Here is a 23,944-nt window from a genome sequence, read left to right as displayed (position 1 = left end):
CATTACCTTAAATAATTATTGGTTAAAACAATTGATCTTCAACGATGGTAGATGCTTTGAGAATAGGTGTTGATCCGTATATACTCAAAGGATGCTAATAATGATAAAAATGCTTCCATTATGACCAAATTAGGCTTACGCGATTCTGTTTTAACACTGACCCTGATCCCGACGGTGATCATTGGATTGTTACTTGGTGGGTATTTTACAATAAATCGTTACATTGAGCTTGATGAAATTTTATATCAACAAGGGACTACTATTTCAGAGCCTTTAGCAATTGCGCTTGAACAACCACTACAAGAAAAAAACAAACAACTGCTTAATCGACTAATTAGCTATACCCATAATAAGCACTCACCCACAGTAAAATCGATTGCCATTTTTGATGATAATAATCAGCTCATCATGACCAGTAATTATCATCGCTCTTTTGATAAGTTAATTAATCAAAAAGCAATGCAAAACTTAAATACTACTCAAGTGCAAAAGTCAGATGAACTCGTCACGTTTTTTACCCCCATTTTTAATCACACTAGCCAAGATTTGAAATGGGAACCGACTCAATTACAATCACCTTTAGGCACAGTTATTTTACAGCTAAATAAAGATCAAGCTGTAATAGGCCAACAACGTGCGCTATTAATAAGCGGTATTGTTATTATTCTATCTTTGGTGTTTGCCGCTATTTTAGCATTAAGACTTAGTCGTATGTTTATGACGCCGCTTAATAAACTCGTACTTGCCACCGACAAGTTGGTTGAAGGAAAAAGAAATACGGGACTAACTGATACCATGATCGGTGAGTTTGAACTATTGCGGGAAGGTTTAAATACGATAGCCCATACAATGGTAATGCAAAAAGATGAAATGCAAAAAAACATCGATCAAGCAACCAGTGATTATCGTGAAACATTAGAGCAGTACGAAACTCAAAATATCCAGCTCACGATGGCAAAAAAAGAAGCGCAAGATGCCAACAGAGTTAAGTCTGATTTTTTAGCTAAAATGAGTCACGAACTACGTACCCCTTTAAATGGGGTGATTGGTTTTACACGACAACTTTATAAAACACCACTAAATAAACACCAAAAAGACTATTTAGACACAATTGAACTTTCTGCAAATAGCCTGATGACGATTATTAGTGATATTTTAGATTTTTCTAAATTAGAAGCCGGTGCAATGGAACTTGAATCAATTCAGTTTCAACTTAGGGATGCCATAAACGAAGTAATGACATTGCTCGCTCCGAGTGCTCATGATAAGCAACTTGAGTTATCTATTTATATTAATCAACAAGTCCCTGATGACTTAACTGGCGATCCAACTCGTTTTAAACAAATACTTATAAACTTATTAAGTAACGCTATAAAATTTACTGAAAAAGGCTCTATAAAAGTAGATGTAAGTTACCGATTACTTGATGAAGAGCGTGCTTCTCTATTAGTTTCAGTAACTGATACGGGTGTTGGTATTCCTATGAATAAACAAGACTCACTGTTTACCCCATTTGGCCAAGCTGATTCGAGTATTACTCGAAAATTCGGTGGCACGGGCTTGGGGCTTATCATTACCAAACATATTGTTGAAGCAATGAATGGCCGAATAACACTCAACTCAGCACCTGGTAACGGCACGTGTTTCACATTCAACAGTATATTTAGATTACCGAATCACGTATTTACCAACGATTTACCGAGTAAATCTCTCATTGGTAAACGTATTTTATATTTAGAACCGCATGAGCATACTCATCACGCTGTTCTATCGTTATTAACACAGTGGCAAACATCAGTTACAGCCTGCTTTAACGAAACCAGTTTTTTAGACGCTATAACAAATAAAGAGCATAAATACGATATTTGCTTAATAGGTCACATGGCTTCTGTTGATGATATGCAGCAATTAAAAAGCTATGTAAAATCAGTTCGCGAATCGACTGACTACTTATATTTAATGTTAAATACAGTTTCGCACAATATGCGAGAAGCGTTTATAGGCAGTGGTGCTGATGCGTGTTTAAGTAAACCACTTAACCACCGAAAACTGTGTGAAGTACTTGCAGCACCATACAGACTAGACCACCCTGTTCATAATATTGAGCGGAATGAGCACCAGTTACTTCCACTTAAAGTACTTGTCGTTGATGATAACGATGCTAATTTAAAGCTTCTCCATACTTTATTAAGTGAACAGATTGAAGTAATAGAAACCGCTCATAACGGCTCACAGGCTTATAGTTTAAGTAAAAGCCATAAATATGATGTTATCTTTATGGATATACAAATGCCAATTATGGACGGTATTACTGCATGTAAACTTATTCAAGAGTCATCTCTAAACGAAGATACACCAATCATTGCAGTAACTGCTCATGCACTGAATAGCGAAAAAGAGCAGCTACTTAAAGATGGCTTTAAAGGTTACCTAACCAAGCCTATTGATGAAGACATGTTGAAACAGATAATCAGCGAACATAGCCCGCAGACACCTGTTAATCGTGATAAAACCAAAAATGAAGTACCACAAAGCCCTGCTCCTTTCGAAAGTAATCGTATAGATTGGGCATTAGCACTGCAACGTGCTGGTGGTAAAAATGAGCTTGCTCTTGAAATGCTCAATATGCTGTTATCAAGCATACCTGAAACACTTAGCTTACTTGCAAAAGCAATTGATGATACCAGTTGTAAACAAGTGCTAAGCATTGTCCACAAGTTCCATGGAGCGTGTTGTTACACAGGTGTACCAAGACTTAAGTCATTGGCAGAGACCATCGAAACATCACTTAAGAGCGAATGTATACTTGAGAGTATAGAACCAGAGCTTTTTGAGCTACAAGATGAACTTGAAAGCTTACTTCTCGATTCAAAATCAGCTGAAAAATCTGAAATTGACACGCTATAATAAGCGTGTCTTTTTAACTAAAATAACTTAAGTTCGTGCTTCAAGCATTAGGCGTTTCATATCGCGGACTGCTTTTTCCAATCCATCAATCGCGGCGCGAGCAATGATAGCATGACCTATATTAAGCTCGTAAATTTCTGGCATTGCTGCAATCGGTTTTACATTATGATAATGAAGTCCATGTCCCGCGTTAACAATCAGCCCCAAACTCGCTGCGTATTTAACACCTTCACGAATGTGCTCTAACTCTTTGTGTAAATCGGTATCATTTGTTGCATCAGCATACGCGCCTGTGTGTATCTCTACATAAGGAGCACCACATTCTTTGGCTGCATCTAATTGCACTTTATCTGCATCAATAAATAACGATACTTTAATGCCTGCGTCAGTAAGCGTTTTTGTTGCGGCTTTAATTTTATCTATATTACCGGCTACGTCTAAGCCACCTTCGGTTGTTAATTCTTCGCGCTTTTCAGGTACTAAACACACGTACTCAGGTTTTACTTCAAGCGCTATTTTTATCATTTCATCGGTAACAGCTGTTTCAAGATTCATACGTGTTTGAATCGTTTTAGCCATCACGTAAACGTCGCGGTCTTGAATATGGCGACGATCTTCACGTAAGTGAATTGTAATGCCGTCGGCGCCTGCGTGCTCAGCAACACTGGCTGCATGAGCAGGGTCTGGATATGTAGTTCCACGCGCTTGGCGAAGCGTTGCAATATGATCAACGTTTACACCCAAAAGAATATCTTTCATTATTTTACCTGTAAAATTACGATTATTGAGAAGCACTAAAAAGCTCACGGCTCTTTAATGGCTTATTACCTAACAAAGGCTTTAATAAATATCGACTTAATTGTTTTGCCATATATAACACATCAGTTTGGCTAAAGTCATGATTTGCTATCGCATTTAGTTGTAAACCGCTAAAGCCAGAACGCGTATCTTCTTGCACTAAAAAACCAAACTCAGGAAAGTAACTATACGTTTGCGTCTCGTCTATTGGTTCACCACTGGCATCAAAACTAAAATCGACGCCATAGCCAAGTAGCTCTAATAATTGAAACTCGTATGAGCGAAGCACAGCTTGTAAATTAGCCCCACTGTTTAGGTTTTCTAAATGCGTTTTATAAAGATGAAAAACCTGTTCTATAGGTTCATTAATAGGCACTATTCGGTTAGTTAATTCATTTAAATAAAAGCCACAATAAAGCTCATCACCTTTTAAAAAAAGTGGTGTGCCATGTAGCTCAAACTTATTGATGTATTTTAGATCGTATTTACCACTGTAATGGACAAGTAGTGGTTGAAAAGGTTGTAACTGAGCTTTATGTTTAGTGGCCTGGCGGCCACTAATGCGTGCAATCATTCTAAGTTGCCCAACGCCTTCTACAAGCATATCAAGCATTACTTGCGAGTCACTGTAAGGACGTCGATGCAATAAATAAGCAGTGTAGAAGTCGCTATCCATAGATAATACTAATTATTGGTTTAGTCTTCACCATAACCTAAGCTTCGTAGTGCTCGTTCATCATCAGCCCAACCAGATTTAACTTTCACCCAAAGCTCTAAAAATACTTTGTTATCAAGCATTTCCTCTATGTCTTTACGGGCTTCACGGCCAATGGTTTTTAGCTTTTCGCCTTTATTACCAATAACCATGCGTTTTTGTGTTTCGCGCTCAACAAGAATTAATCCGTTGATATGCCAAATACCGTTGTCTTGCCATTTAAACTGTTCAATTTCAACAGTAACAGAATACGGTAATTCTTCACCCATGAAGCGCATTAATTTTTCACGGATAACTTCAGCCGCCATAAAGCGCATTGAGCGGTCAGTGACGTAATCATCCGGAAAATAAAACTCACACGGTTGTAAGCGCTTAGTTACTTCAGCTTTGATTAAGTCTATATTTTTTCCCTGTTTTGCAGACACAGGCATAATACCAACAAAATCAAACTTATCGCCTAACCACTTCATATGAGGCAATACAAGATCGCGGTCTTTAACTTGGTCTATTTTATTAATAACCAATAATACCGGCTTACCACTTTGCGATACTTTGTTCAGTACCATGTCGTCATCAGCATTCCAGTGAGTGCCTTCAACTACAAATATAATAAGCTCTACATCACCGATTGAGCTAGACGCTGCACGGTTCATTAAGCGGTTAATAGCACGCTTTTCTTCAACGTGTAGTCCTGGCGTATCGATGTAAACAGCTTGATGTTTACCTTCGGTATGAATACCCATAATACGATGGCGCGTTGTTTGTGGTTTACGTGAGGTAATACTTACTTTTTGCTCAATGATCTCATTGAGTAAAGTCGATTTACCAACATTTGGACGTCCTACAATTGCGACCATGCCACAAAACGTATCTACATCACCTTCACGAGGCTGTATTAGGGTATCAAGATTCATTTTTAATTATCTTCAATGCTTTTTCGGCAGCTTTTTGTTCAGCCTTGCGGCGTGAGCTACCAACAGAAATTATGCTATCCATTCCATCAACAATACATTCAACCGTGAATGTTTGATTGTGTGCCTGGCCTTTAGTATCAACCACAGTGTAACCTGGAAGAGGCAACTTACGGCCTTGTAGATGCTCTTGCAGCAGGGTCTTCGGATCTTTTTGATTAAGCCCTGGTGAAATAGCATCCAAGCGAGATTCATACCACGCTAATATAAGCTCGCCACAGCGGTCGATACCTGAATCTAAAAATGCAGCACCAATAATAGCTTCTACTGCATCGGCAAGCGTTGACTCACGACGGAATCCGCCACTTTTAAGCTCACCCGGACCTAAGCGTAAATAATCGCCCAAGCCAAATTCAAGACCAAACTCGGCAAGAGTTTGACCTCGTACAAGTGTTGAGCGCATACGGCTTAAATCACCTTCACGCGCTTTAGGGAATTTGGCATAAAGTGCATTAGCAATCACAAAGCTCAAAATAGAGTCACCTAAAAATTCTAGTCGCTCATTATGTTGACCTTTGTGGCTGCGGTGCGTCATTGCCTGCTCAAGTAAACCTTGATCAGTAAATACATAGCCAATTTTGTCATATAATTCTGTTACATTTTTTTTCATTGTTACTGAATATTACCTAGGCGCTCAAAACGAACACCAGTTGGAACCCATCCTGGTAAAATATCATCAGGGCCATTCTCAAATTCAAAACTCATCCATATAAAGACAGCTTTACCCACCAAGTTTTCTTTTGGTACAAAGCCCCAAAAGCGACCATCTTGGCTGTTGTCGCGGTTATCACCCATCATAAAATAATGATCAGCAGGAACAATCCATTCATCAGAAGGCGTGCCCGGTTGCTGGTAATAACGCCCTTTTCTTTCAGGCGCTTGTGGGTTGATTAAAATATCATGCGTAACTGTTGTTAAATTTTCATTTACGCGAGCTAGAGGCATTGGGCCTTGTTTAAATTCATTATCATTAATTAATTTAAAATCAATTTTATTGAATTCATTACATAAAAGCTCACCCTGCTGGGTTTCGCCTTCTTTACAATTTGGCTGAATATATAAACGTTTATCACGATAAACAACTTTATCGCCAGGTAAACCTATTGTACGTTTAATATAGTCAACTTTTTCATCTAACGGGTATTTAAAAACAACAATATCACCACGTTCAGGTTCACCCATATCAACTAATTGGGTACGCCAAACAGGGTCTTTTATTCCATATGAGTACTTTTGCACTAAAATAAAATCACCAACTAGCAGCGTAGGCATCATTGAACCCGATGGAATTTGAAACGGTTCAAAAATAAATGATCTAAAAATAGTAATTGCAGCAATCATCGGAAAAATCGACTTTGCCGTTTCTGTTATTACTGGTTCTGGTGCTATTAATGCTGCTGTTTCGTCATCTAACGGAGCGCCTGCCGACGTTTGCGCTATCGCTAAGCGCGCCTGTCTTTTAGGTGCATACAGTAAGTGATCTATTAACCATATTAAGCCTGAGCCCAAAGTTAATAGCACCAATAAAATTGAAAAATAACCAGCCATTTATAATCCTTTGTTTTTATTTACCAACTTTTAAAATAGCTAAAAACGCTTCTTGAGGCACTTCAACATTACCTACTTGCTTCATTCGTTTTTTACCATCTTTTTGCTTTTTAAGTAATTTTTTCTTACGACTCACATCACCGCCATAACACTTAGCGATTACGTTTTTACGTAATTGCTTGACTGTGGTACGTGCAATAACATGCTGTCCAATCGCTGCTTGAATCGCAATATCAAACATTTGACGTGGAATAAGTTCTTTCAATGCATCAGCTAACTGACGACCACGAGATTGTGCACCATCTCTGTGAACAATAATCGCAAGCGCATCAACACGCTCACTGTTGATCAAAATATCAACACGCACCATGTCTGATGTTTGGAAGTGTTTAAAATTATAATCCAGTGATGCAAAACCACGACTTGTAGATTTTAATTTATCAAAAAAGTCCATTACTACTTCAGCCATAGGCAGCTCGTATGTAACAGCTACTTGCTTTCCGTGATAAGTCATTTTTGTTTGGCTACCACGTTTTTCAATACACAAAGTAATAACATTACCTAAGTATTCTTGTGGTACCAAAATATTAGCTTCAACAATCGGCTCACGAATTTCTACAATATCGTTTACCGCAGGTAAATCAGATGGGTTATCAATCTGGAATGTACCTTCTTTGGTAACTATCTCGTAGATTACCGTAGGTGCCGTAGTAATTAAATCAATATCGTATTCACGCTCTAAACGCTCTTGAATGATTTCCATGTGTAGCATGCCTAAAAAGCCACAGCGGAAACCAAAGCCTAGTGCAGTTGAATTCTCTGGTTCAAAGAATAATGACGCATCGTTTAAGCTTAATTTATTAAGTGCATCACGGAATGATTCATACTCATCTGATGCAATTGGGAACATACCCGCATAAACCTGAGGCTTAATTTTTTGAAAACCAGGTAAGCGAAGTGGAGCTGCATTTTTTTGATGAGTAATAGTGTCACCTACTGGCGCACCATGTATCTCTTTAATGCCAGCAATAACAAACCCTACTTCACCTGTTCTTAAAATACCGGTGTTGGTTTGCTTAGGTGTAAACACACCCACTTGGTCGGCAGTATGTATATGCTCGTTCGACATTATTTTGATTTTGTCGCCAGTGCGTAATTCACCGTGCTTAATACGCACTAGTGATACAACACCTTGGTATGGGTCAAACCAAGAATCGATAATAAGTGCTTGTAAAGGTGCATCTTTGGCGCCTACTGGTGGCGGAACATCTTTAACAATCATTTCAAGTACTTCAGCAATACCTACGCCTGTTTTAGCACTACACTGCACAGCATCTAGGGCATCAATACCAATAATCTCTTCAATTTCTTCTGCAACACGTAAAGGGTCTGCTTGCGGTAAATCGATTTTATTAAGTACTGGAATTACTTCTAATTCCATTTCAATAGCGGTGTAACAGTTAGCTAGTGTTTGTGCTTCAACGCCTTGGCCTGCATCAACAACGAGTAGTGCACCTTCACATGCAGCTAAAGAACGCGACACTTCATACGTAAAATCAACGTGTCCTGGAGTATCAATGAAATTAAGTTGATAAGTTTCGCCATCGTTTGCTTTGTAATTCAACGTTACACTTTGCGCTTTAATGGTAATACCACGTTCGCGCTCAATATCCATTGAATCCAAAACTTGTTTTTGCATTTCACGGTCGGTTAAACCGCCACAAACTTGGATCAAACGATCTGAAAGGGTCGATTTACCATGGTCAATATGGGCGATGATCGAAAAATTACGGATATGCTTCATAAACTGGATTCTATACTTCTATTTTAATGGACTAAATATGAATACCTAAGTGACTTGAAAATACTTGCTTTAGGATGCCATAAGCTCAGTTTGTAAATTACAGACTTAACTCACGCTTTTTAAGATGCGTTTATAATAATTTTATTTAATGAATAACAATAAGTTATGCTTAATAAACTTAAATAAGTCAGTCAGATAAAATAATTTAAAAAACCACGATTCCCTGTATTTCCAAGTTACTTTGGTATAAAACGGCAATTTTACATTTAATTGGCGTCAATCACCATCTATTTGAGTTAAAGGGATACTAATTGGATGAATTTTTATTACTTTTATATCGTGCCTAAGTGATTTAACACGAGTTTTAGCAATAAAAAATCCAGCAATGCCACCTAAAGCCGCCGCTAAGATTTGCCAGCCTTCAGCCATTAAAAGTAACTCAGAAGCAATAAGTGCAAACGTTAGGCTTAAAAATAAAGGTAACATATATACAGCAAAAGCATGTTTAACAACGAGGCTATCATCAAGTGACAAAGTAACTTTTTGACCGACCTCGACTGGTAAGTCGAATCTATATGGAAAGGTTTTTTTTGCGGTGCCAAATAATTTGCTAAATACTTGTGAGCCGCAACGACCATTGCAGCCTTCACAAGCTTGTTTTTGCTGTGCTTCTAAATAAGCAATGTGGCCATCAAGGGCCACAACTGTGAGGGTTTGTTCAATCATAACAATCCTTACGGAATCGTCTATAGTGCGCGGGTAACTGACTCTGCAATTGCTTTTGCGGTCATACTAGGTACATTACCAACAACCGATACATCAAAATTACCGCCATTATGCACATATACCGTCGTTGCACCAGATGTTAATGCACCGCTTAAACGCTTACCTGGTAAAGGTCGCTGTATAAATATAGAGATCTCAACAAAACCATCAGAAAATAAATAATAGTCTGTTAACTCATTATTTAAATCGAGTTTATGCCTGTCAGATTTTAATAATTCAAAGCCATTAGGTAACCAGTTTATATTCCAATTCTTTGCTGTATTCTCTGCACCACCTAAATCACTTTCTGGTAGAGGCGTTGGAAAGTTACGATTGAGTACTTCCAACAGCATACTAGCAGGCTGTTCAGTAACACTAACATGAGTTAGCTGTAGCTGTTCAAGCGCCTCACCTTCGTGGTTCACGTACGCTGCTTTTAAAAGTAAAGACGACTCCATATCAAGCCAAATCCAGTAGTTATATTTGAATTCATCTTTGGATTCAATTCGAACTAATTGAGCCGCACGCCCTGCAATGCGTCCTTTACCACCCATTACAAAATCATAATGTGCGCTCAAACGCTCAATGTCTTTAAATAACACTTCAGGAATGGGGCCAGCAATCGAATCAGTTTTAAGAGAGTATGGCTCTGACTGCGGTTCAAAATAAGTGACTTGATTATTAACACGAACCATTTCAAGGCCTGCGCCATTGAGTAAACTTAAATGCTCAAGCTCTGTGTCGCCTTGTTTGGCATGGACCCAACGATATGGTTCCATTGTTTTACCCTTAACAACCACAAATGAAGCATCAAAATTACGGTTATGTACGGCATTAGCCATTTTAAGTAATAAATCTTTAGCAGGATTTATATCGTTGGCAAATGCAGTAAAGCTAACTACCAACGACAGAATAAAAGTGATTACTTTCATTTAATTAGTTTTTTTCCTCTTGCGCTTTTATACTATTTTGCGCTGTTTTAAGCGAGTTAGCAACACGTGCTTGCCGTTGATGCTCTAAAACTAATGCGCCAATACGTTGTTGTTGCAATTCACGTAAGCCTTGTTCAGCATTTTCAAGCGCTGGCTCAGATGAGTAACTTACTGGCGAAGCCATACCTGTTAAAGGGGTAGTTTGCAGTAAAGGGATTTCGCTTTGCTGCTGATTGTTACTTTGCGGAAGTGTATTAACGCCCACAATAGCAAACATTGCCACACTTGCTGCAATCGCTAGTTGGGCAACAGGTTTGCGCCAATTAAAAGCAACTACATTATTTTTTACAGTTTCAGTGGCTGCTTGAGGCTCTGTGTTTGGCTGGTTGAAGTCAGCATAAACAGGCTCGCTTTCTAATGCTAATGCAACGCGATCGCTAATATCAATATGTATGTCATTATTATTTTTTTGAGCACGCATTGCATCACCAATTAACGCGTAACGGCCAAACGTGGTTACATCTTGCTCTGCAATTTTTGCATCAGTTAGATGTTGTTCGCCATCAAGTAATGCCGATAACACTTCGTTATCTAACTTGTTAAGGTGTGCTTTCGTCATACTAAGACTCGCCTATTAATGGGTTTAATTTGTTATCAATTGCTTCACGGGCACGAAAGATACGCGAACGCACCGTCCCGACAGGGCAATCCATGACCACTGCTATTTCTTCATAGCTCATCCCTTCGATTTCTCTTAGGGTTATCGCAGTTTTAAGATCTTCAGGCAAACTATCAATCGTATTAAAAATAACAGCGCGTACTTCTTCGCTTAAAAGTAGACTTTCAGGGGATGCATTTGAACGCATCGAATCCGCACAGTCATAAAATTCTGCTTCTTCGGCGTCGATATCATTTGCTGGCGGTTTACGGCCCTGTGCTACTAAGTAATTTTTAGCACAATTAACGGCAATACGGTATAACCAAGTATAAAAGGCACTATCACCTCTAAAGTTTGGAAGTGCACGATAAGCTTTTATAAATGCTTCTTGTGCTACATCTGCAATATCACCTTGGTTTGATACATAACGTGATATCAAACCTGCAATTTTATTTTGATACTTCTTTACTAATAGATTGAAGGCGTTTTTATCACCCTGCTGAACCCTTTTTACTAGCGCTAAATCTAATTCCTGCTCGCTCATTCGAGCCGGTACTCCTATGTCTGATTTTTGCTTGTTATTCATAGTGTCGCTATTGTTCACAAATACTCTGACCTCTACATGAATAAAAAGTTCTGTTTAATATTATTTTTTATAAAATAGTTCATAAATAACAGCGTTAGGCTATTAAAATCACTACGTAGTAATATGACAAATATGATACAACTACAGATATTGAAAACAAATATTGCTCTATACGAGCATTGTAACCGCAAAGTACCTCTGACATGAACCAAAATAAACACCACATTGCTGATGTCGCTATTATCGGTAGCGGCGCAGCAGGCTTATCACTAGCTTTATCTTTAGCTAATTTTTGTAACGTTACCGTAATTAGTAAAGGGGCTCTGACAGAAGGCTCTACATTATATGCTCAAGGCGGTATAGCTGCTGTATTTGATAAACAAAATGACAGCATTGAATCCCATGTAGAGGATACACTCGATGCTGGCGGCGGCTTATGCAACAGAGAAGCTGTCCATTACACTGCAAGCAACGCCCATGATTGCCTGCAATGGTTAATTGATCAAGGCGTGCCTTTTGATATGGAATTTGATAGTAAAGGCAAAGAGCGATTTCATTTAACGCGCGAAGGCGGTCATAGCCATCGTCGTATTTTGCATGCAGCTGATGCGACTGGCAAAGCAGTACAAACCACATTAATAAGCCAAGTAAAAGCGCATAAAAATATTACACTTTTAGAGCAATACAACGCAATTGATTTAATTACTGATAAAAATACCGAAAAAACAGCTTCGCATATTCACGGTATGTATGTGTGGAACAAAAAAGCTAAAAAGGTAGAAACCATTTCGGCAAAATTTGTTGCTCTGGCGACCGGTGGGGCAAGTAAAGTGTATTTGTACACCTCAAATCCTGACGTATCAAGTGGCGATGGTATTGCAATGGCGTGGCGGGCGGGCTGTAAAGTGGCTAATATGGAATTTAATCAGTTTCATCCAACAAGTTTATATCACCCTGAATTACAAAACTTCTTAATTACTGAAGCTATGCGTGGTGAAGGCGCTTATTTAAAACGCCCTGACGGCACTCGCTTTATGAAAGACTTTGATGAGCGTGAAGAACTTGCTCCACGCGATATTGTTGCACGCGCAATCGATTTTGAAATGAAACGCCTCGGCGCAAACTGTGTTTACCTAGATATTAGCCACAAAGATAAAGATTTTATTATTGAGCACTTTCCTACTATTTATGCGAAATGCTTAAGTGTAGGACTTGATATAACCAAAGAAGCAATCCCAGTTGTCCCCGCTGCCCACTATACTTGCGGCGGTGTAATGACCGATTTTAACGGAAAAACCGATTTAGATAATTTATACGCTGTGGGTGAAGTAGCTTATACAGGCCTTCACGGTGCAAATCGCATGGCTAGTAACTCATTACTTGAATGTATTGTGTTTGCCCATGCTGCTGCAAAAGATATTTTAAGTAAAATAGAGCATGCGCCAGAGCCTATAGCACTTCCATATTGGGATGAAAGCCGAGTTAGTAACTCCGATGAAGAAATTGTAATTACCCATAACTGGCATGAACTACGATTATTCATGTGGGATTACGTTGGTATTGTTCGATCAACTAAGCGTTTAGAGCGTGCACTGCATCGAGTTGAACTATTACAGCAAGAAATACATGACTACTATGCTAATTTTAGAGTCAGTAATAATTTGTTGGAGCTACGTAATTTAGTGCAAGTAGCTGAATTAATCATTAGAAGTGCAATGGAACGCAAAGAAAGCCGTGGCCTTCATTACACTATTGATTACCCTGAGCAAAACGAAAATCCAACACCAACTATTTTGACCCCGCAGCGCCACTAATAGCGCTAAGTGTTGCACGTTTTAATCGAGCATAGCTTTGTTCGTTAACTCCATTGGCTGAAATAATTAGCCAATGGTTTTTACTAAAGCCTTTAATATAAAGCCATACACTGCTACCAAGTATGCGACTTTGAGTACTTATTTCACCTTGAATTTTTAGCGACTGACTTTCAAATCTAAATAGGTTTGGCTCTAAAATAACAACTCCCCGTATCGGGTGAGCAGCTAAAACTTTTCGCCAAACAAATAATCCAGCCACTGTATTTACTACAACACAAAAAAGCATTGCCAGTACAGAACTTAAAAATAAGCATAATATCAAAGTCAGCATACAAAAAAAGACCACAACTGGTTTATGGTCTGCTTTATTATCTGTAACTGTAAATCTATACACGAACTCTATCTAAAATAAGTGAAACCATTGTATTTAACTGCTCATCTTTACACTCTTGATGCCCCATAAACCATGCAAATAAATCAGGGTCTTCTTCTGTTAGCAAACGCTGAAAGATAGCTTGCTGCTCTGTGCTCAAAGAGTCGTATGCTTCTTCTACAAACGGCATAAACAAAACATCTAGCTCTAACATGCCACGACGGCAAGCCCAACGAATACGTGCTTTACTATGAATTTCAACCATTTTAAACCTCATACTTAATTGACTCGAGTTTAACAAATGCGTGTCAACTTATCAGCTATTAATCGCCGATTAAAATAATAATCCACGCCAATTAGCGCTTGTCTGTACCATACGTAACAACTGCGTTATTATGTCACCTCATTTATATTGCAAAGAAGGTTTTTATGTCGAGCGTTTATGCATGTCCGTTATCTCATCAACTTATTAGCCTTAGCGGTGTTGATAAATTATCTTATTTGCACGGGCAAATTACTCAAGATCTCAATAAATTAACCAGCAGTAACTATTTATGGACTGGCCATTGCAGTGCAAAAGGAAAGCTCTGGGGTGTATTTAAATTATTTTCTCATCAAGATAACTATTACCTTACAGGCAGCGCAGCCGAAGTAGGAAAGTCGTTAGTTGAACTTAAAAAATACGCTGTATTTGCAAAGGTCGATATAAATGTCTCCTCTGAGCGTTTAATTGGCTTAATCGGCGATGACTTAACAGACGTACTTGCTCAGCTTAGTATAACATTTGAAGACGATGCTACTGCGTGCGACTTTAGTTATGGTAAAGCATTAAAGTTAGCAGATAATCGCGTGTTATTGATGGTTGATAGCCAATTTAGTATTCCTGATAATATATCGACTCTTGATAACGATGCGCCCTGGAAACAAGCAGCAATTTTAGCCGGCGAACCACAATTAAGTAGTGAAGCTATTGGGGAATATGTTCCGCAGATGGTTAACCTACAAGCTATTGGTGGCATTAGCTTTAAAAAAGGATGTTATACAGGTCAAGAAACTGTGGCCCGTATGAAATACCTTGGTAAGAATAAACGCGCAATGTATATCGTTTCAGGACAAAGCGAAGGGCTACTTTCAGAGCTTGATCTGGAAACCCAGTTAGGCGAAAACTGGCGCCGTGCGGGTAAACTTATAACGCAAAATTTTGATGAGCAAACAAATAAACTAACAGGCCTCGTTGTGTTGCCAAACGATACTGATGTAACTCAGGTACTTCGTGCAAAACACACACCTCAGGTGGAGCTAAGCATTCTGCCTCTACCCTACTCTCTTGAAGATGAATAAATAGGAATGACTATGATCGTTGCGGCAAACAAAGTGGTAAAAATGCATTATTCGGTAATGGATAATGATGGCAATAGCATTGATAACTCGTTCGGTGGTGAGCCACTACACTTTATCATTGGCACAGGCTATTTAATTTCAGGCCTAGAAAATGCTTTGCTGGGCAAGCAACCAGGCGACACGCTTAGCGTAAAGGTTGAACCTGAAGAAGGTTACGGCGAGCGCCACGACAACCTAATGCAAGCGGTACCTAAATCAATGTTTGAAGGTATGGAAATTGAAGTTGGTATGCAATTTCGTGCATCAACAGATGATGGCGACCAATCAGTAATGATCATCGACATTCAAGATGAAGAAGTGATTGTAGATGGTAATAACCCGCTTTCAGGTATAACACTTAACTTTGATGTAGAAATTCTAGAAGTGCGTGATGCAACACAAGACGAATTAACTCACGGCCACGTACATGGCGAAGGTGGGTGTGGCCACGACCACTAATATTGTATACAGCAGATAAAAAAGCGCCTAAGGCGCTTTTTTTATATCATATTGTTGCGCTTAACCACTTCAGTTTCTCTTTTTGTCTTACTAGGAAGTGCTATTGATACTTTATTTTCTTTCAATGCGGCTAGTAAACCTTTTTGATCGTTTGTACCTACACGATACATAGTGCCATCCTTAAGCGTTAGCTGTATTGCACTAAAACCAGATACTGTATACACCCAACCATCGTGAGTAATACGGATACCTATACCATGGCGATATGAATTTTGTACTGCTTTTACTTCAGTAATCTCGCTAAGCAAAATACTTTGCCCAGCAACACCAGGCCCAAACGCCCAACTTATTTTATTATCATCAACTTTTACTGTTAAGCCATGAAACAAAAAGCCCACCAGCACTAAAATACCAGTAAATATCATTAAAGGTCCATCTGCACCTAATAAGTTCCACGCTAGTGCAACAAATCCGCCTATCCATGCTAATACAAAAAAAATGAACACCGCATACTGCTTATGCTGATACATAACACTCTCTAAAATTAAATAAATACTTAAAAGTTATAAACCAAGGTTGCACTAAGCTCTGAATCAAACTTAAGTTTATCATCCTCGGGTTTTGAATTATAACGGTACATATACGCAAACTTAAGTGATACAGCACCAATGACTTGGCTTATTAATGCTGTTTCTGATTTAAAGCGAGAATTAAGACCCGAAAGCGATTGCTCTACACTGACATCTTGATTAAAACGAGTTCGCTTAGAAACCAAACGCTCCCATTGCATTGCAACTCTGACTAAATAACCCGTTTTATTTATATCATCCTCACTTACATCTGACTCTTCATCAGCAACGGAGCGATATAAACCGGGTCCTACATCAATATCAACTTTGTTTTTAGCACCTTGATATACACGAGTACCGTAACCGGTTGCGATTGTGCTTTTAAAATCTAAGCCGCTAAATTCATCTTCTTCGTAATCGCCGTAAATAAAAAAGGATGAGTTTTTCACACCCACTTTATAATTACCCTGTGCAGAGACAAACACACGATTAGCTGTTACATCGCTGTCGCCTGTTTCATCGTTTTCATCGCGCTTATAAAGGGAGTCTATTTTGAATTGATTACGCCACTTCTCAAAGTCTTGATATAAATTACCTTTGAGCTTAAAACTGGTCGAATTAGCGTTGCCTTTGCTAAGAATAAAGCCAAACTCAGTATCCCCATAAAGCATTTCACCTTTGTGTAACTCATGGTTCTCTTCATCCGAAAGCTGTCCATATTCATGAAAATCTTCAAAAGGATCAACAGCCCAGCTTGGGCTACTAATCAATAAGAGAATTAAAAATAAATACTTACGCACAAATACGCTCTCTTGCAAACAATTATAAACAAACAAGCCATATGGGCTTATTCACTTTCTTTCCATAAAATATGACAAAACGGCGCGTCTTTATCACGACTAATTAAAATTTTTGCAAATAAGGCATCTTCATTTTCAAATTCTAAACCGACTAACACTTGAATAAAGTGCTCTGGCTCAATTTCAAGTGCCACAAAATCTTGCCATTGGTCATCTGGCTCATCTTCTTCAATAAAGCCAAGATCTTCTCGGTATTGATTAAAGTCTTCAACATCTTTATCGCTCAAGTTATTTGGCGCTAGCTCTAAAAAAATATCATAGGCTTGATGAGTTGCTTCTTCTATCGTGTGTAAACGTGGGCCAGACATGAGTGATTAACCTCTAAGCTTTTAAGTGACATCATAATAACAAAACTAGCATCTATATAGATAAAAAAACGCTTAAATACCTTACTTTTTTATCATCGCTGCACTCATTTCGAAATATTTATATTGTTATTAGCAAGATCAACAATATAAGACTTTGAATTACTCAATTAATTCATTTTTTGTGTAAAAACTTTCTCTCTTTACTTAGTTAACTTAACAACATAAGCTCAAGTAACAGGTCAGAGGAGTGTGTAATGATAAAACTAGAAAAACAACTTGGCATTGCTACCGTCACGCTTAGTAGAGCAAGAAAGCAAAACGCATTAAGCTTTCAAATGTTTGTAGAGTTAAACAAAGCCATTAAAAGCATAAAAAGAGATCGCAGTATTCGTGCTGTAGTAATAAAAGGCGATGGCGAGCATTTTTGTGCAGGCCTTGATATATCAGCTGTCATGGCGGCACCATTGAATATTATAAAATTATTGCTCAAATGGTTACCTGGCAATCAAAACTTAGCGCAAAAAGTAGTATTAGGCTGGCAGTCACTAAGCGTTCCTGTTATTGCACAAATTGATGGCAACTGTTTAGGAGGGGGATTACAAATAGCACTAGGTGCCGATTACAGGATTGTTCATGTTGATGCCAAGCTTGCCATTATGGAAGCACGCTGGGGGCTGTGCCCCGATATGGGCGCAAATGTAATGATGAGCGGTTTAGTTAAGCGTGACCAAGCACTTTGGCTTGCAAGCCACGCAAACCCAATCACAGCACAACAAGCAAATGAGCTAGGTTTGGTTACTCAGCTTACCGATGATACTCAACAAGCCACGCAAAACATGCTCAATACATTACTCGAGCGCTCACCCGATACGCTTGCTGCTATTAAACGTGTTACACAACTTAGCTATAAACCAAACCAACGAAAAATACTCGCTAAAGAAACCTTCAGCCAAATTCGCTTATTGCTAAACCCAAACACTAAAAAAGTAATTGCTAAAGCAAAAGGAAAAGCGGACATAACCTACGCAAATACAAAGCGCTGGTAGACAATGCATAAAAGAGTTTGATTTGTTAAAGTTAAGCTCTTATCTTTTCTGTGAGCCACTTTGATGAAATATCTGCTCAGTAGCGCTATTATTTTACTATGTTTAGCCTGCGCTAAACTCATTATGCACTTTATTGGTGGAAGCTTTCCTGCACCGTTACTCGCTATGGTTATTTTATTAGTTTTACTCTTATCGGGTATTGTAAAAGAGCAACATGTAAAACCATGCGCCTCCCCTATTTTAAATATTATGCCTATATTTTTCATTCCTGCTGGTGTGGGATTTATTGAACATCTCGGCCTTATAAAATCGCACTGGGCATTTTTAGCATCAGTTGTGTTGCTAGTTCCTATAACTACCTTATTGCTTGTTAGTAGTGTAATTGCGTACTTTAAGGGAAGATAAAATAATGACTAATTTTACTTTTTCCGCTATTTCAGAACTACAGCCTACTTTATGGTGGCTAAGTATCCCTTTTATTATTATATTGTTTTTAGCACTAAGGGCCGTAAACCAAAGTATAAAAAACAGCGTATTAAAATCGCTCACCAACCCCGTATTTTTAAGTATTAGTATTATCGCTTTATTCCTCGTTAATCTAAATTTGCCTTATACGCAATTTGCCTCGAACAGCAAACTACTAAGCTGGTTATTAGAGCCCGCGATTGTTGCTTTAGCCCTGCCTTTATATCAACAGTTTATTCATATACGTAAAAACTTATTATTAATAGTGCTTACATGCAGCTTAGGTATTATTAACGCAACCTGTGTGGCGTTTGTTCTTAGCTTATTATTTGACGCTTCGGATCAATTGAGCGCCTCGGTTGCCGCGCTAAGCGTTACAACACCAATTTCTCTTATTGTTACAGACTCATTGGGGGGCATTAGTTCGCTTGCTGCTGCTTTAGTTATTTTTATTGGCTTACTAGGGGCTTTATTTGCCATGATGTTGCTAAAGTTCATAGGAATATATAATCATGAAGCACAAGGCGTAGCAATGGGAACCGCTTGTCATGCAATAGGCACCGCTGCAGCACTTGCAGAGCACCCAAAAATTGGGGCTTTTTCATCTGTCGCAATGGCATTAAGTGCACTACTAACCGCTGTAATAGTTCCCTTGCTGTATCCTTTTCTTGTTAACATTTTGCTATAGTTGGCAAATATAATATTGCCGTGTAAAGAGCCCACTATGATCAGCACCGAAATAGAACAGTTTGAAAAATACTACACCATGCTTACCGAATACTTAGTGACCTACAGTATGCAAATTGTTGGCGCTGTTTTTATAGTACTGATTGGTTTGTGGCTAGCACAAAAGCTTGCCAAAGTGGTTGCAAGCATAATGACGCGTCACAATGTTGACATCACCCTCACCAATTTTGTCAGTAGCGTTGTAAAAGTACTGCTAATTGTTATGGTTATAATTATCGCACTTGGCAAAATCGGTATAAGTGTTACTCCCTTTGTAGCGGCTATTGGTGCTGCATCTTTAGGGGCTGGTTTGGCGCTGCAAGGGATGTTATCTAACTATGGTGCTGGGCTTGCAATTATTGCCACACGCCCCTTTGTAGTGGGCGATACGATTGAAGTTAAAAATGTAAGTGGCCAAGTTAAAACCATTGAACTGGGTTACACCATTTTAATTAACGAAGAAAAAGTAGAAATTACCATTCCAAATAAACACATTGTAGGCGAAATACTGCATAACTCGTTTAGCTATTCATTAGTAAAAGGTGAAATCGACATTGCGTATAACGCGTGCTCCAACACCGCAATTAATCTCATTGAAAATGTTTTAAATGCAAATGAGTTAGTCGCTAAAAATCCTGACTCTCAAGTCGGTATTGAACGTTTTGCCGACAGTGGCGTTACCATTAGTTATCGCTATTGGGTACCAACAACTAAAATTATTGAAACTAAACTCGCTATTAATGGCGGAGTTTATAAAGCAATTAATAGCGCTAATATAGAAATTCCGTTTCCGCAGCGCGTAATAACAATTAATAAAAGTGATTTTTAACGCACTATCACTTTTATAATCTTTAAAGGCTAACTTTACCCGTTAGCTTTATATTTTATCGTCACACGCTTTATAAATTGCATACATTATTTATTTTTTTGTTTATTATATAAGAGTTAAGTAGTACAAACCGACACCATTTAGTTTCACCATATAATTATAACAATGAGTAATTATGAATCGTAGTCCATTTTACTTAGGCGATTGGCAGATAACGCCCTTAGCCAACTCTATTCAGCGACTAGGTAAAACAAAGCAACTTGAGCCAAAAGCAATGGATGTGCTGTTACGACTTTGTCAGCAACAAGGTGATATCGTTACAAGTGACGAATTACTTGATCATTGCTGGAAAAATATCGACGTTGGCGATAACCCACTTCATAAAACTATTACTCAACTCAGAAAAGCACTCGGCGATAAAGCCAGTGAGCCTCATTACATAGAAACTATCCGTAAACGTGGTTATCGCGTTATTGCAAAACTTGATTTTCCACTCACCGATGACATACCAAGCGCTAATAAAGCTTGGCAAGGTGGCTCTCCCTTTTTAGGGTTAAGCGCTTATAACCCAAGCGATACACATTTATTTTTTGGCCGTAATCAATCCATAGAAACGTTACTCGGTAGAGTATCGATCCAAATTAACTTTGGTCGCGCTTTTTGTTTAATACTCGGCCCAAGCGGTACTGGTAAATCATCACTTGTGAATGCCGGTATTTTACCAAAACTACTTGATGAGCGAGGCTATAACGGCATTGGGGTTGTTTCCTACACCCAGCTCGACTTTGCAGATGTACATCAAAATAGGCTTTTTTTAGATTTAGCCTGTGCTCTACTCGATTGGGATATAAACACTCACCCCGTATTTGAAGGATTAAGCGCACAAACACTGGCAGAGCAACTACAATTCGCAATCGATGACGTAATTAACACCATACAAGCAGCGCTTAACAAAGCCGCTACGCAACTTAAAACGCCGCAATTGTTTTTGTTTATAGACCGTTTGGAAGTGCTACTCTCCTCGCCGCTATTTAGTAACGACACCCGAAGTCATTTTTTATCTGTTATTGAGCGTTTAGCGACCTCTAAAGCGGTGATTGTATTTAGTGCGTGCCGTAACGATTTTTACCCTTTAGTAGTTGAACAACCCAGCCTTATGGCGGGCAAAGCTCATGGCGCGCATTACGATTTAACCCCGCCAAATCGCCATGAACTACAACAAATTATTCGCTTGCCAGCCTTAACCGCTAATTTAACGTTTTCGCAAGACCTACACACTAAAACCCCGCTGGATGAAATACTCTGCGCCGATACCGCCAATAATCCAGATGCACTGCCCATGCTGCAATACACACTGCAAGAACTGTATTTGCAGCGCAGTGATAATAACGAGTTACTGCACAGTGTTTACACGCAACTTGGTGGCATTGAAGGCGCAATCGGTAAAAAGGCCGAAGATGTATTTATTGGCCTTAGTAGTGAACAACAGCTGCAACTTAACAGCGTGTTATCGCAATTAGTGACCCTTAATCCAGACGGTAAAACTATCACTAGCCGAGCAGCACGTTGGCAAACATTAAATAATAAAAGCCAAAAAGAATTTGTGCAGGCCATGGTAGAAAGCCGCTTATTTGTATCGCACTTACAAAATGGCGAAGCCTGTTTTAGCCTTGCCCACGAGGCGTTATTACGCCAATGGCCACGTGCAAAAAACTGGATCAGTGAACATAAAGAGGCCCTTGGCGTTAAAAGCCGCTTACAAAATCAAACTCAGCACTGGTTAGCCGAGCACAAAAGTGCCGCTTACCTGTTAGCGCCAGGTAAGCCACTGCAAGAAGTTATTTCACTACTCGACGATAACGTATTCAAGTTTGACGATAACGAACATGCACTTATTAAAAGCTCCATTAAAAGCACTAAAACTAAAACAAACATAAAACGTGGCACAATATTTTTACTCTGTTTGCTTACATTTACCGCACTATTAATGAGCTTTAGTAGTTTTAAAGCGCAACAGCAGGCGCAGCAAAAACGACTTGAAGCTGAAAGTTTACTCGGTTTTATGGTCGGCGATTTTGCCGACAAATTACGTAGCGTAAAACGCATGGATTTACTTGATGGAATAAGTAATAAAGCGCTCGAATATTTTACTAATCAAGCAGAAGAACCCGACTCTTTATTTAGCTTTAACGATGAAAAAACGCAATTTAAAAACCGTTTTCAATACGCACAAACACTTGAGGCGATGGGTGAAGTGGCTTATTCACGGGGTAAAACCGATGAAGCCTTTACCGCCTTTGAAAACGCCCGTATTCGCCTTGAGTCACTATTAAAAGATAGCCCCAACAATCTTGAGTTATTAACCCTCGCGGGTGCCAATGCCTTTTGGTTAGGTCAACTTAGTTACGACAAAAGTGATTACGCTGCCACTGAGCCATTATTTAAAAAGTACCATTCATATAGCGAAAAAATGTATTCATTAGCACCGAATGACTTTAACTCTATTATGGAGTTGTCGTATTCACATAATTCATTGGGCTCATTGTATTTAAAGCAATTTAATTATACAGCAGCAAAACAGCGCTTTACTGAGTCGCTTGCCCTTAAGAATAAAGCGCTTGAGCTTAAACCTAATAATAAAAACTTATTACGTGATAAAGCAGGCACCATCAGCTGGCTTGCAAAAACCGAAGAAAGCTTAGGTAACTTTAATGCAGCATTAGAAATATATATATATGTATCGAATGAATTAAAAAACATGCTAATGTTATATCCTAATGATGCCAGTTTATTCAAAGCTATTGCAAATACTTATATTCAACAAAGTTACCTTTTGAGCTATTTATCTAACAAACAACCAGCCTACAAATATGCGGAGCAAGCGACAAAAATAGTTAATGACGCACGATTGCAAGATCCAAAAAGTAAATATTTTCAGCGTGCTTATTATCGCTTTTTAGCCCACCAGCTAATGCTTTCACCTAATAAAAATATTGACGTTCGGGTAAACGACATTATCGGTTTTTTGAAAGTTCGAGGCTTTAGAAATAATCTAACAATTAATACTCAATTAAGCCTTATTCACTATTTTATTAAGAAACAGTTACCGCTCAAGGCACAAGAGTTATTAACCGCACTTGAGAATGACGACGACTATAAACAGTACATAGCTAAGCAAATGAAAATTGGCGATAACGTAGTTTTAACAAACATAAACCTATTTAAAGCTAAATTAGTTGCAACGAATGAACAGCGAGAGCAATTTTGCTTAAATGCGCTTCAAGCCATTGCCAAAACTATAGTAATAAACCAAAGCGTTCAAGTAACGTATCCGCTGGTACAGGCGTACACATGCTTAAATCGAGCAAACGAAATACCAGCAATAAAAGCAAACTTAGTAAAACTAGGTATTACTAATTTCAAACTATAAC

The 23,944-nt window shown here is 38.7% G+C and carries 24 protein-coding genes; 9 read left to right on the top strand and 15 right to left on the bottom strand.

Going from position 1 to position 23,944, the window contains the following annotated elements:
- Window positions 1–120: 120 nt before the first annotated feature.
- Window positions 121–2,907, top strand: coding sequence for a two-component sensor histidine kinase BarA (barA, locus tag AC0VZ4_RS04445; protein WP_475441023.1), 2,787 nt, complete (start codon window positions 121–123; stop codon window positions 2,905–2,907).
- A 27-nt stretch (window positions 2,908–2,934) separates the two neighbouring features.
- Here the strand turns inward: barA and pdxJ are convergent, their stop codons facing one another.
- The 10 genes from pdxJ to rpoE all read right to left on the bottom strand — a co-directional run bounded on the left by pdxJ (window position 2,935) and on the right by rpoE (window position 11,642).
- Window positions 2,935–3,666 carry a pyridoxine 5'-phosphate synthase gene (pdxJ, locus tag AC0VZ4_RS04440; protein WP_007377524.1) on the bottom strand — a complete coding sequence of 244 codons (732 nt, stop codon included), beginning with the start codon at window positions 3,664–3,666 and terminating at the stop codon, window positions 2,935–2,937.
- Between the two features lie 22 nt (window positions 3,667–3,688).
- Complete coding sequence (recO, locus tag AC0VZ4_RS04435) at window positions 3,689–4,381, bottom strand: DNA repair protein RecO (RefSeq protein ID WP_007377525.1); 693 nt, start codon at window positions 4,379–4,381, stop codon at window positions 3,689–3,691.
- A 20-nt stretch (window positions 4,382–4,401) separates the two neighbouring features.
- The gene (gene era / locus AC0VZ4_RS04430) at window positions 4,402–5,334 is read right to left on the bottom strand and encodes a GTPase Era (protein ID WP_033028994.1); all 933 of its coding nucleotides are present in this window, start codon (window positions 5,332–5,334) and stop codon (window positions 4,402–4,404) included.
- Entirely contained in the window at window positions 5,324–6,001 is a 678-nt protein-coding gene (rnc, locus tag AC0VZ4_RS04425) for a ribonuclease III (protein ID WP_007377527.1), read from the bottom strand. Before rnc ends, era begins: the two co-directional genes overlap by 11 nt.
- Before the next feature lie 2 nt (window positions 6,002–6,003).
- Window positions 6,004–6,939 carry a signal peptidase I gene (lepB, locus tag AC0VZ4_RS04420; RefSeq protein ID WP_475441022.1) on the bottom strand — a complete coding sequence of 312 codons (936 nt, stop codon included), beginning with the start codon at window positions 6,937–6,939 and terminating at the stop codon, window positions 6,004–6,006.
- A 16-nt stretch (window positions 6,940–6,955) separates the two neighbouring features.
- Window positions 6,956–8,743: a translation elongation factor 4 gene (gene lepA / locus AC0VZ4_RS04415; protein WP_475441021.1), complete on the bottom strand. Its 1,788-nt coding sequence runs from the start codon at window positions 8,741–8,743 to the stop codon at window positions 6,956–6,958.
- 276 nt (window positions 8,744–9,019) lie between these two features.
- Window positions 9,020–9,469: a SoxR reducing system RseC family protein gene (locus AC0VZ4_RS04410; RefSeq protein ID WP_475441020.1), complete on the bottom strand. Its 450-nt coding sequence runs from the start codon at window positions 9,467–9,469 to the stop codon at window positions 9,020–9,022.
- A gap of 20 nt (window positions 9,470–9,489) precedes the next feature.
- Window positions 9,490–10,440 carry a MucB/RseB C-terminal domain-containing protein gene (locus tag AC0VZ4_RS04405; protein WP_033040040.1) on the bottom strand — a complete coding sequence of 317 codons (951 nt, stop codon included), beginning with the start codon at window positions 10,438–10,440 and terminating at the stop codon, window positions 9,490–9,492.
- Window positions 10,441–10,444: 4 nt separating this feature from the next.
- Entirely contained in the window at window positions 10,445–11,059 is a 615-nt protein-coding gene (locus AC0VZ4_RS04400; protein ID WP_475441019.1) for a sigma-E factor negative regulatory protein, read from the bottom strand.
- 1 nt (window position 11,060) lies between these two features.
- Window positions 11,061–11,642, bottom strand: a complete 582-nt coding sequence (rpoE, locus tag AC0VZ4_RS04395) for an RNA polymerase sigma factor RpoE (protein ID WP_475441615.1) — start codon at window positions 11,640–11,642, stop codon at window positions 11,061–11,063.
- A 245-nt stretch (window positions 11,643–11,887) separates the two neighbouring features.
- Between rpoE and nadB the strand changes: the two genes are divergently transcribed.
- Complete coding sequence (gene nadB / locus AC0VZ4_RS04390) at window positions 11,888–13,498, top strand: L-aspartate oxidase (RefSeq protein ID WP_008134820.1); 1,611 nt, start codon at window positions 11,888–11,890, stop codon at window positions 13,496–13,498.
- Here nadB and AC0VZ4_RS04385 read toward each other — a convergent pair.
- Entirely contained in the window at window positions 13,473–13,829 is a 357-nt protein-coding gene (locus AC0VZ4_RS04385) for a hypothetical protein (RefSeq protein ID WP_475441018.1), read from the bottom strand. The genes nadB and AC0VZ4_RS04385 overlap by 26 nt on opposite strands.
- A gap of 55 nt (window positions 13,830–13,884) precedes the next feature.
- A complete protein-coding gene (locus tag AC0VZ4_RS04380) occupies window positions 13,885–14,136 on the bottom strand; it encodes an FAD assembly factor SdhE (protein ID WP_008134821.1) in 252 nt (83 codons plus the stop codon).
- Window positions 14,137–14,300: 164 nt separating this feature from the next.
- Here AC0VZ4_RS04380 and ygfZ point away from each other — a divergent pair, with 164 nt between their 5' ends.
- The gene (gene ygfZ / locus AC0VZ4_RS04375) at window positions 14,301–15,212 is read left to right on the top strand and encodes a CAF17-like 4Fe-4S cluster assembly/insertion protein YgfZ (protein ID WP_475441017.1); all 912 of its coding nucleotides are present in this window, start codon (window positions 14,301–14,303) and stop codon (window positions 15,210–15,212) included.
- 12 nt (window positions 15,213–15,224) lie between these two features.
- Window positions 15,225–15,710 carry an FKBP-type peptidyl-prolyl cis-trans isomerase gene (locus AC0VZ4_RS04370; protein WP_007377538.1) on the top strand — a complete coding sequence of 162 codons (486 nt, stop codon included), beginning with the start codon at window positions 15,225–15,227 and terminating at the stop codon, window positions 15,708–15,710.
- 41 nt (window positions 15,711–15,751) lie between these two features.
- Here the strand turns inward: AC0VZ4_RS04370 and AC0VZ4_RS04365 are convergent, their stop codons facing one another.
- From AC0VZ4_RS04365 to AC0VZ4_RS04355, 3 genes are read right to left on the bottom strand one after another with little or no spacing between them, the layout of a single operon-like run.
- Entirely contained in the window at window positions 15,752–16,240 is a 489-nt protein-coding gene (locus AC0VZ4_RS04365; protein WP_475441016.1) for a hypothetical protein, read from the bottom strand.
- Between the two features lie 26 nt (window positions 16,241–16,266).
- Window positions 16,267–17,079: a DUF481 domain-containing protein gene (locus AC0VZ4_RS04360; RefSeq protein ID WP_475441015.1), complete on the bottom strand. Its 813-nt coding sequence runs from the start codon at window positions 17,077–17,079 to the stop codon at window positions 16,267–16,269.
- 47 nt (window positions 17,080–17,126) lie between these two features.
- The gene (locus AC0VZ4_RS04355; protein WP_007377541.1) at window positions 17,127–17,447 is read right to left on the bottom strand and encodes an HI1450 family dsDNA-mimic protein; all 321 of its coding nucleotides are present in this window, start codon (window positions 17,445–17,447) and stop codon (window positions 17,127–17,129) included.
- Window positions 17,448–17,701: 254 nt separating this feature from the next.
- Between AC0VZ4_RS04355 and AC0VZ4_RS04350 the strand changes: the two genes are divergently transcribed.
- From AC0VZ4_RS04350 to AC0VZ4_RS04330, 5 genes are all read left to right on the top strand, one after another.
- Window positions 17,702–18,493, top strand: a complete 792-nt coding sequence (locus AC0VZ4_RS04350) for a crotonase/enoyl-CoA hydratase family protein (protein ID WP_475441014.1) — start codon at window positions 17,702–17,704, stop codon at window positions 18,491–18,493.
- Window positions 18,494–18,556: 63 nt separating this feature from the next.
- A complete protein-coding gene (locus AC0VZ4_RS04345) occupies window positions 18,557–18,898 on the top strand; it encodes a CidA/LrgA family protein (protein ID WP_475441013.1) in 342 nt (113 codons plus the stop codon).
- Between the two features lie 4 nt (window positions 18,899–18,902).
- Window positions 18,903–19,646: an LrgB family protein gene (locus AC0VZ4_RS04340; RefSeq protein ID WP_475441012.1), complete on the top strand. Its 744-nt coding sequence runs from the start codon at window positions 18,903–18,905 to the stop codon at window positions 19,644–19,646.
- A gap of 36 nt (window positions 19,647–19,682) precedes the next feature.
- Entirely contained in the window at window positions 19,683–20,513 is an 831-nt protein-coding gene (locus AC0VZ4_RS04335) for a mechanosensitive ion channel family protein (protein ID WP_475441011.1), read from the top strand.
- A gap of 175 nt (window positions 20,514–20,688) precedes the next feature.
- A complete protein-coding gene (locus AC0VZ4_RS04330) occupies window positions 20,689–23,943 on the top strand; it encodes an nSTAND1 domain-containing NTPase (protein ID WP_475441010.1) in 3,255 nt (1,084 codons plus the stop codon).
- Window position 23,944: the final 1 nt, after the last annotated feature.

The organism is Pseudoalteromonas sp. QJM3NY_22 (genome assembly GCF_056173065.1).
This window is presented reverse-complemented; position numbering and strand designations above follow the sequence as displayed.

Coding starts and splice junctions, on each gene's coding strand:
- barA (WP_475441023.1), top strand. CDS start 121: ATGACCAAATTAGGCTTACGCGATTCTGTTTTAACACTGACCCTGATC.
- pdxJ (WP_007377524.1), bottom strand. CDS start 3,666: ATGAAAGATATTCTTTTGGGTGTAAACGTTGATCATATTGCAACGCTT.
- recO (WP_007377525.1), bottom strand. CDS start 4,381: ATGGATAGCGACTTCTACACTGCTTATTTATTGCATCGACGTCCTTAC.
- era (WP_033028994.1), bottom strand. CDS start 5,334: ATGAATCTTGATACCCTAATACAGCCTCGTGAAGGTGATGTAGATACG.
- rnc (WP_007377527.1), bottom strand. CDS start 6,001: ATGAAAAAAAATGTAACAGAATTATATGACAAAATTGGCTATGTATTT.
- lepB (WP_475441022.1), bottom strand. CDS start 6,939: ATGGCTGGTTATTTTTCAATTTTATTGGTGCTATTAACTTTGGGCTCA.
- lepA (WP_475441021.1), bottom strand. CDS start 8,743: ATGAAGCATATCCGTAATTTTTCGATCATCGCCCATATTGACCATGGT.
- AC0VZ4_RS04410 (WP_475441020.1), bottom strand. CDS start 9,469: ATGATTGAACAAACCCTCACAGTTGTGGCCCTTGATGGCCACATTGCT.
- AC0VZ4_RS04405 (WP_033040040.1), bottom strand. CDS start 10,440: ATGAAAGTAATCACTTTTATTCTGTCGTTGGTAGTTAGCTTTACTGCA.
- AC0VZ4_RS04400 (WP_475441019.1), bottom strand. CDS start 11,059: ATGACGAAAGCACACCTTAACAAGTTAGATAACGAAGTGTTATCGGCA.
- rpoE (WP_475441615.1), bottom strand. CDS start 11,642: ATGAGCGAGCAGGAATTAGATTTAGCGCTAGTAAAAAGGGTTCAGCAG.
- nadB (WP_008134820.1), top strand. CDS start 11,888: ATGAACCAAAATAAACACCACATTGCTGATGTCGCTATTATCGGTAGC.
- AC0VZ4_RS04385 (WP_475441018.1), bottom strand. CDS start 13,829: ATGCTGACTTTGATATTATGCTTATTTTTAAGTTCTGTACTGGCAATG.
- AC0VZ4_RS04380 (WP_008134821.1), bottom strand. CDS start 14,136: ATGGTTGAAATTCATAGTAAAGCACGTATTCGTTGGGCTTGCCGTCGT.
- ygfZ (WP_475441017.1), top strand. CDS start 14,301: ATGTCGAGCGTTTATGCATGTCCGTTATCTCATCAACTTATTAGCCTT.
- AC0VZ4_RS04370 (WP_007377538.1), top strand. CDS start 15,225: ATGATCGTTGCGGCAAACAAAGTGGTAAAAATGCATTATTCGGTAATG.
- AC0VZ4_RS04365 (WP_475441016.1), bottom strand. CDS start 16,240: ATGTATCAGCATAAGCAGTATGCGGTGTTCATTTTTTTTGTATTAGCA.
- AC0VZ4_RS04355 (WP_007377541.1), bottom strand. CDS start 17,447: ATGTCTGGCCCACGTTTACACACGATAGAAGAAGCAACTCATCAAGCC.
- AC0VZ4_RS04350 (WP_475441014.1), top strand. CDS start 17,702: ATGATAAAACTAGAAAAACAACTTGGCATTGCTACCGTCACGCTTAGT.
- AC0VZ4_RS04345 (WP_475441013.1), top strand. CDS start 18,557: ATGAAATATCTGCTCAGTAGCGCTATTATTTTACTATGTTTAGCCTGC.
- AC0VZ4_RS04340 (WP_475441012.1), top strand. CDS start 18,903: ATGACTAATTTTACTTTTTCCGCTATTTCAGAACTACAGCCTACTTTA.
- AC0VZ4_RS04335 (WP_475441011.1), top strand. CDS start 19,683: ATGATCAGCACCGAAATAGAACAGTTTGAAAAATACTACACCATGCTT.
- AC0VZ4_RS04330 (WP_475441010.1), top strand. CDS start 20,689: ATGAATCGTAGTCCATTTTACTTAGGCGATTGGCAGATAACGCCCTTA.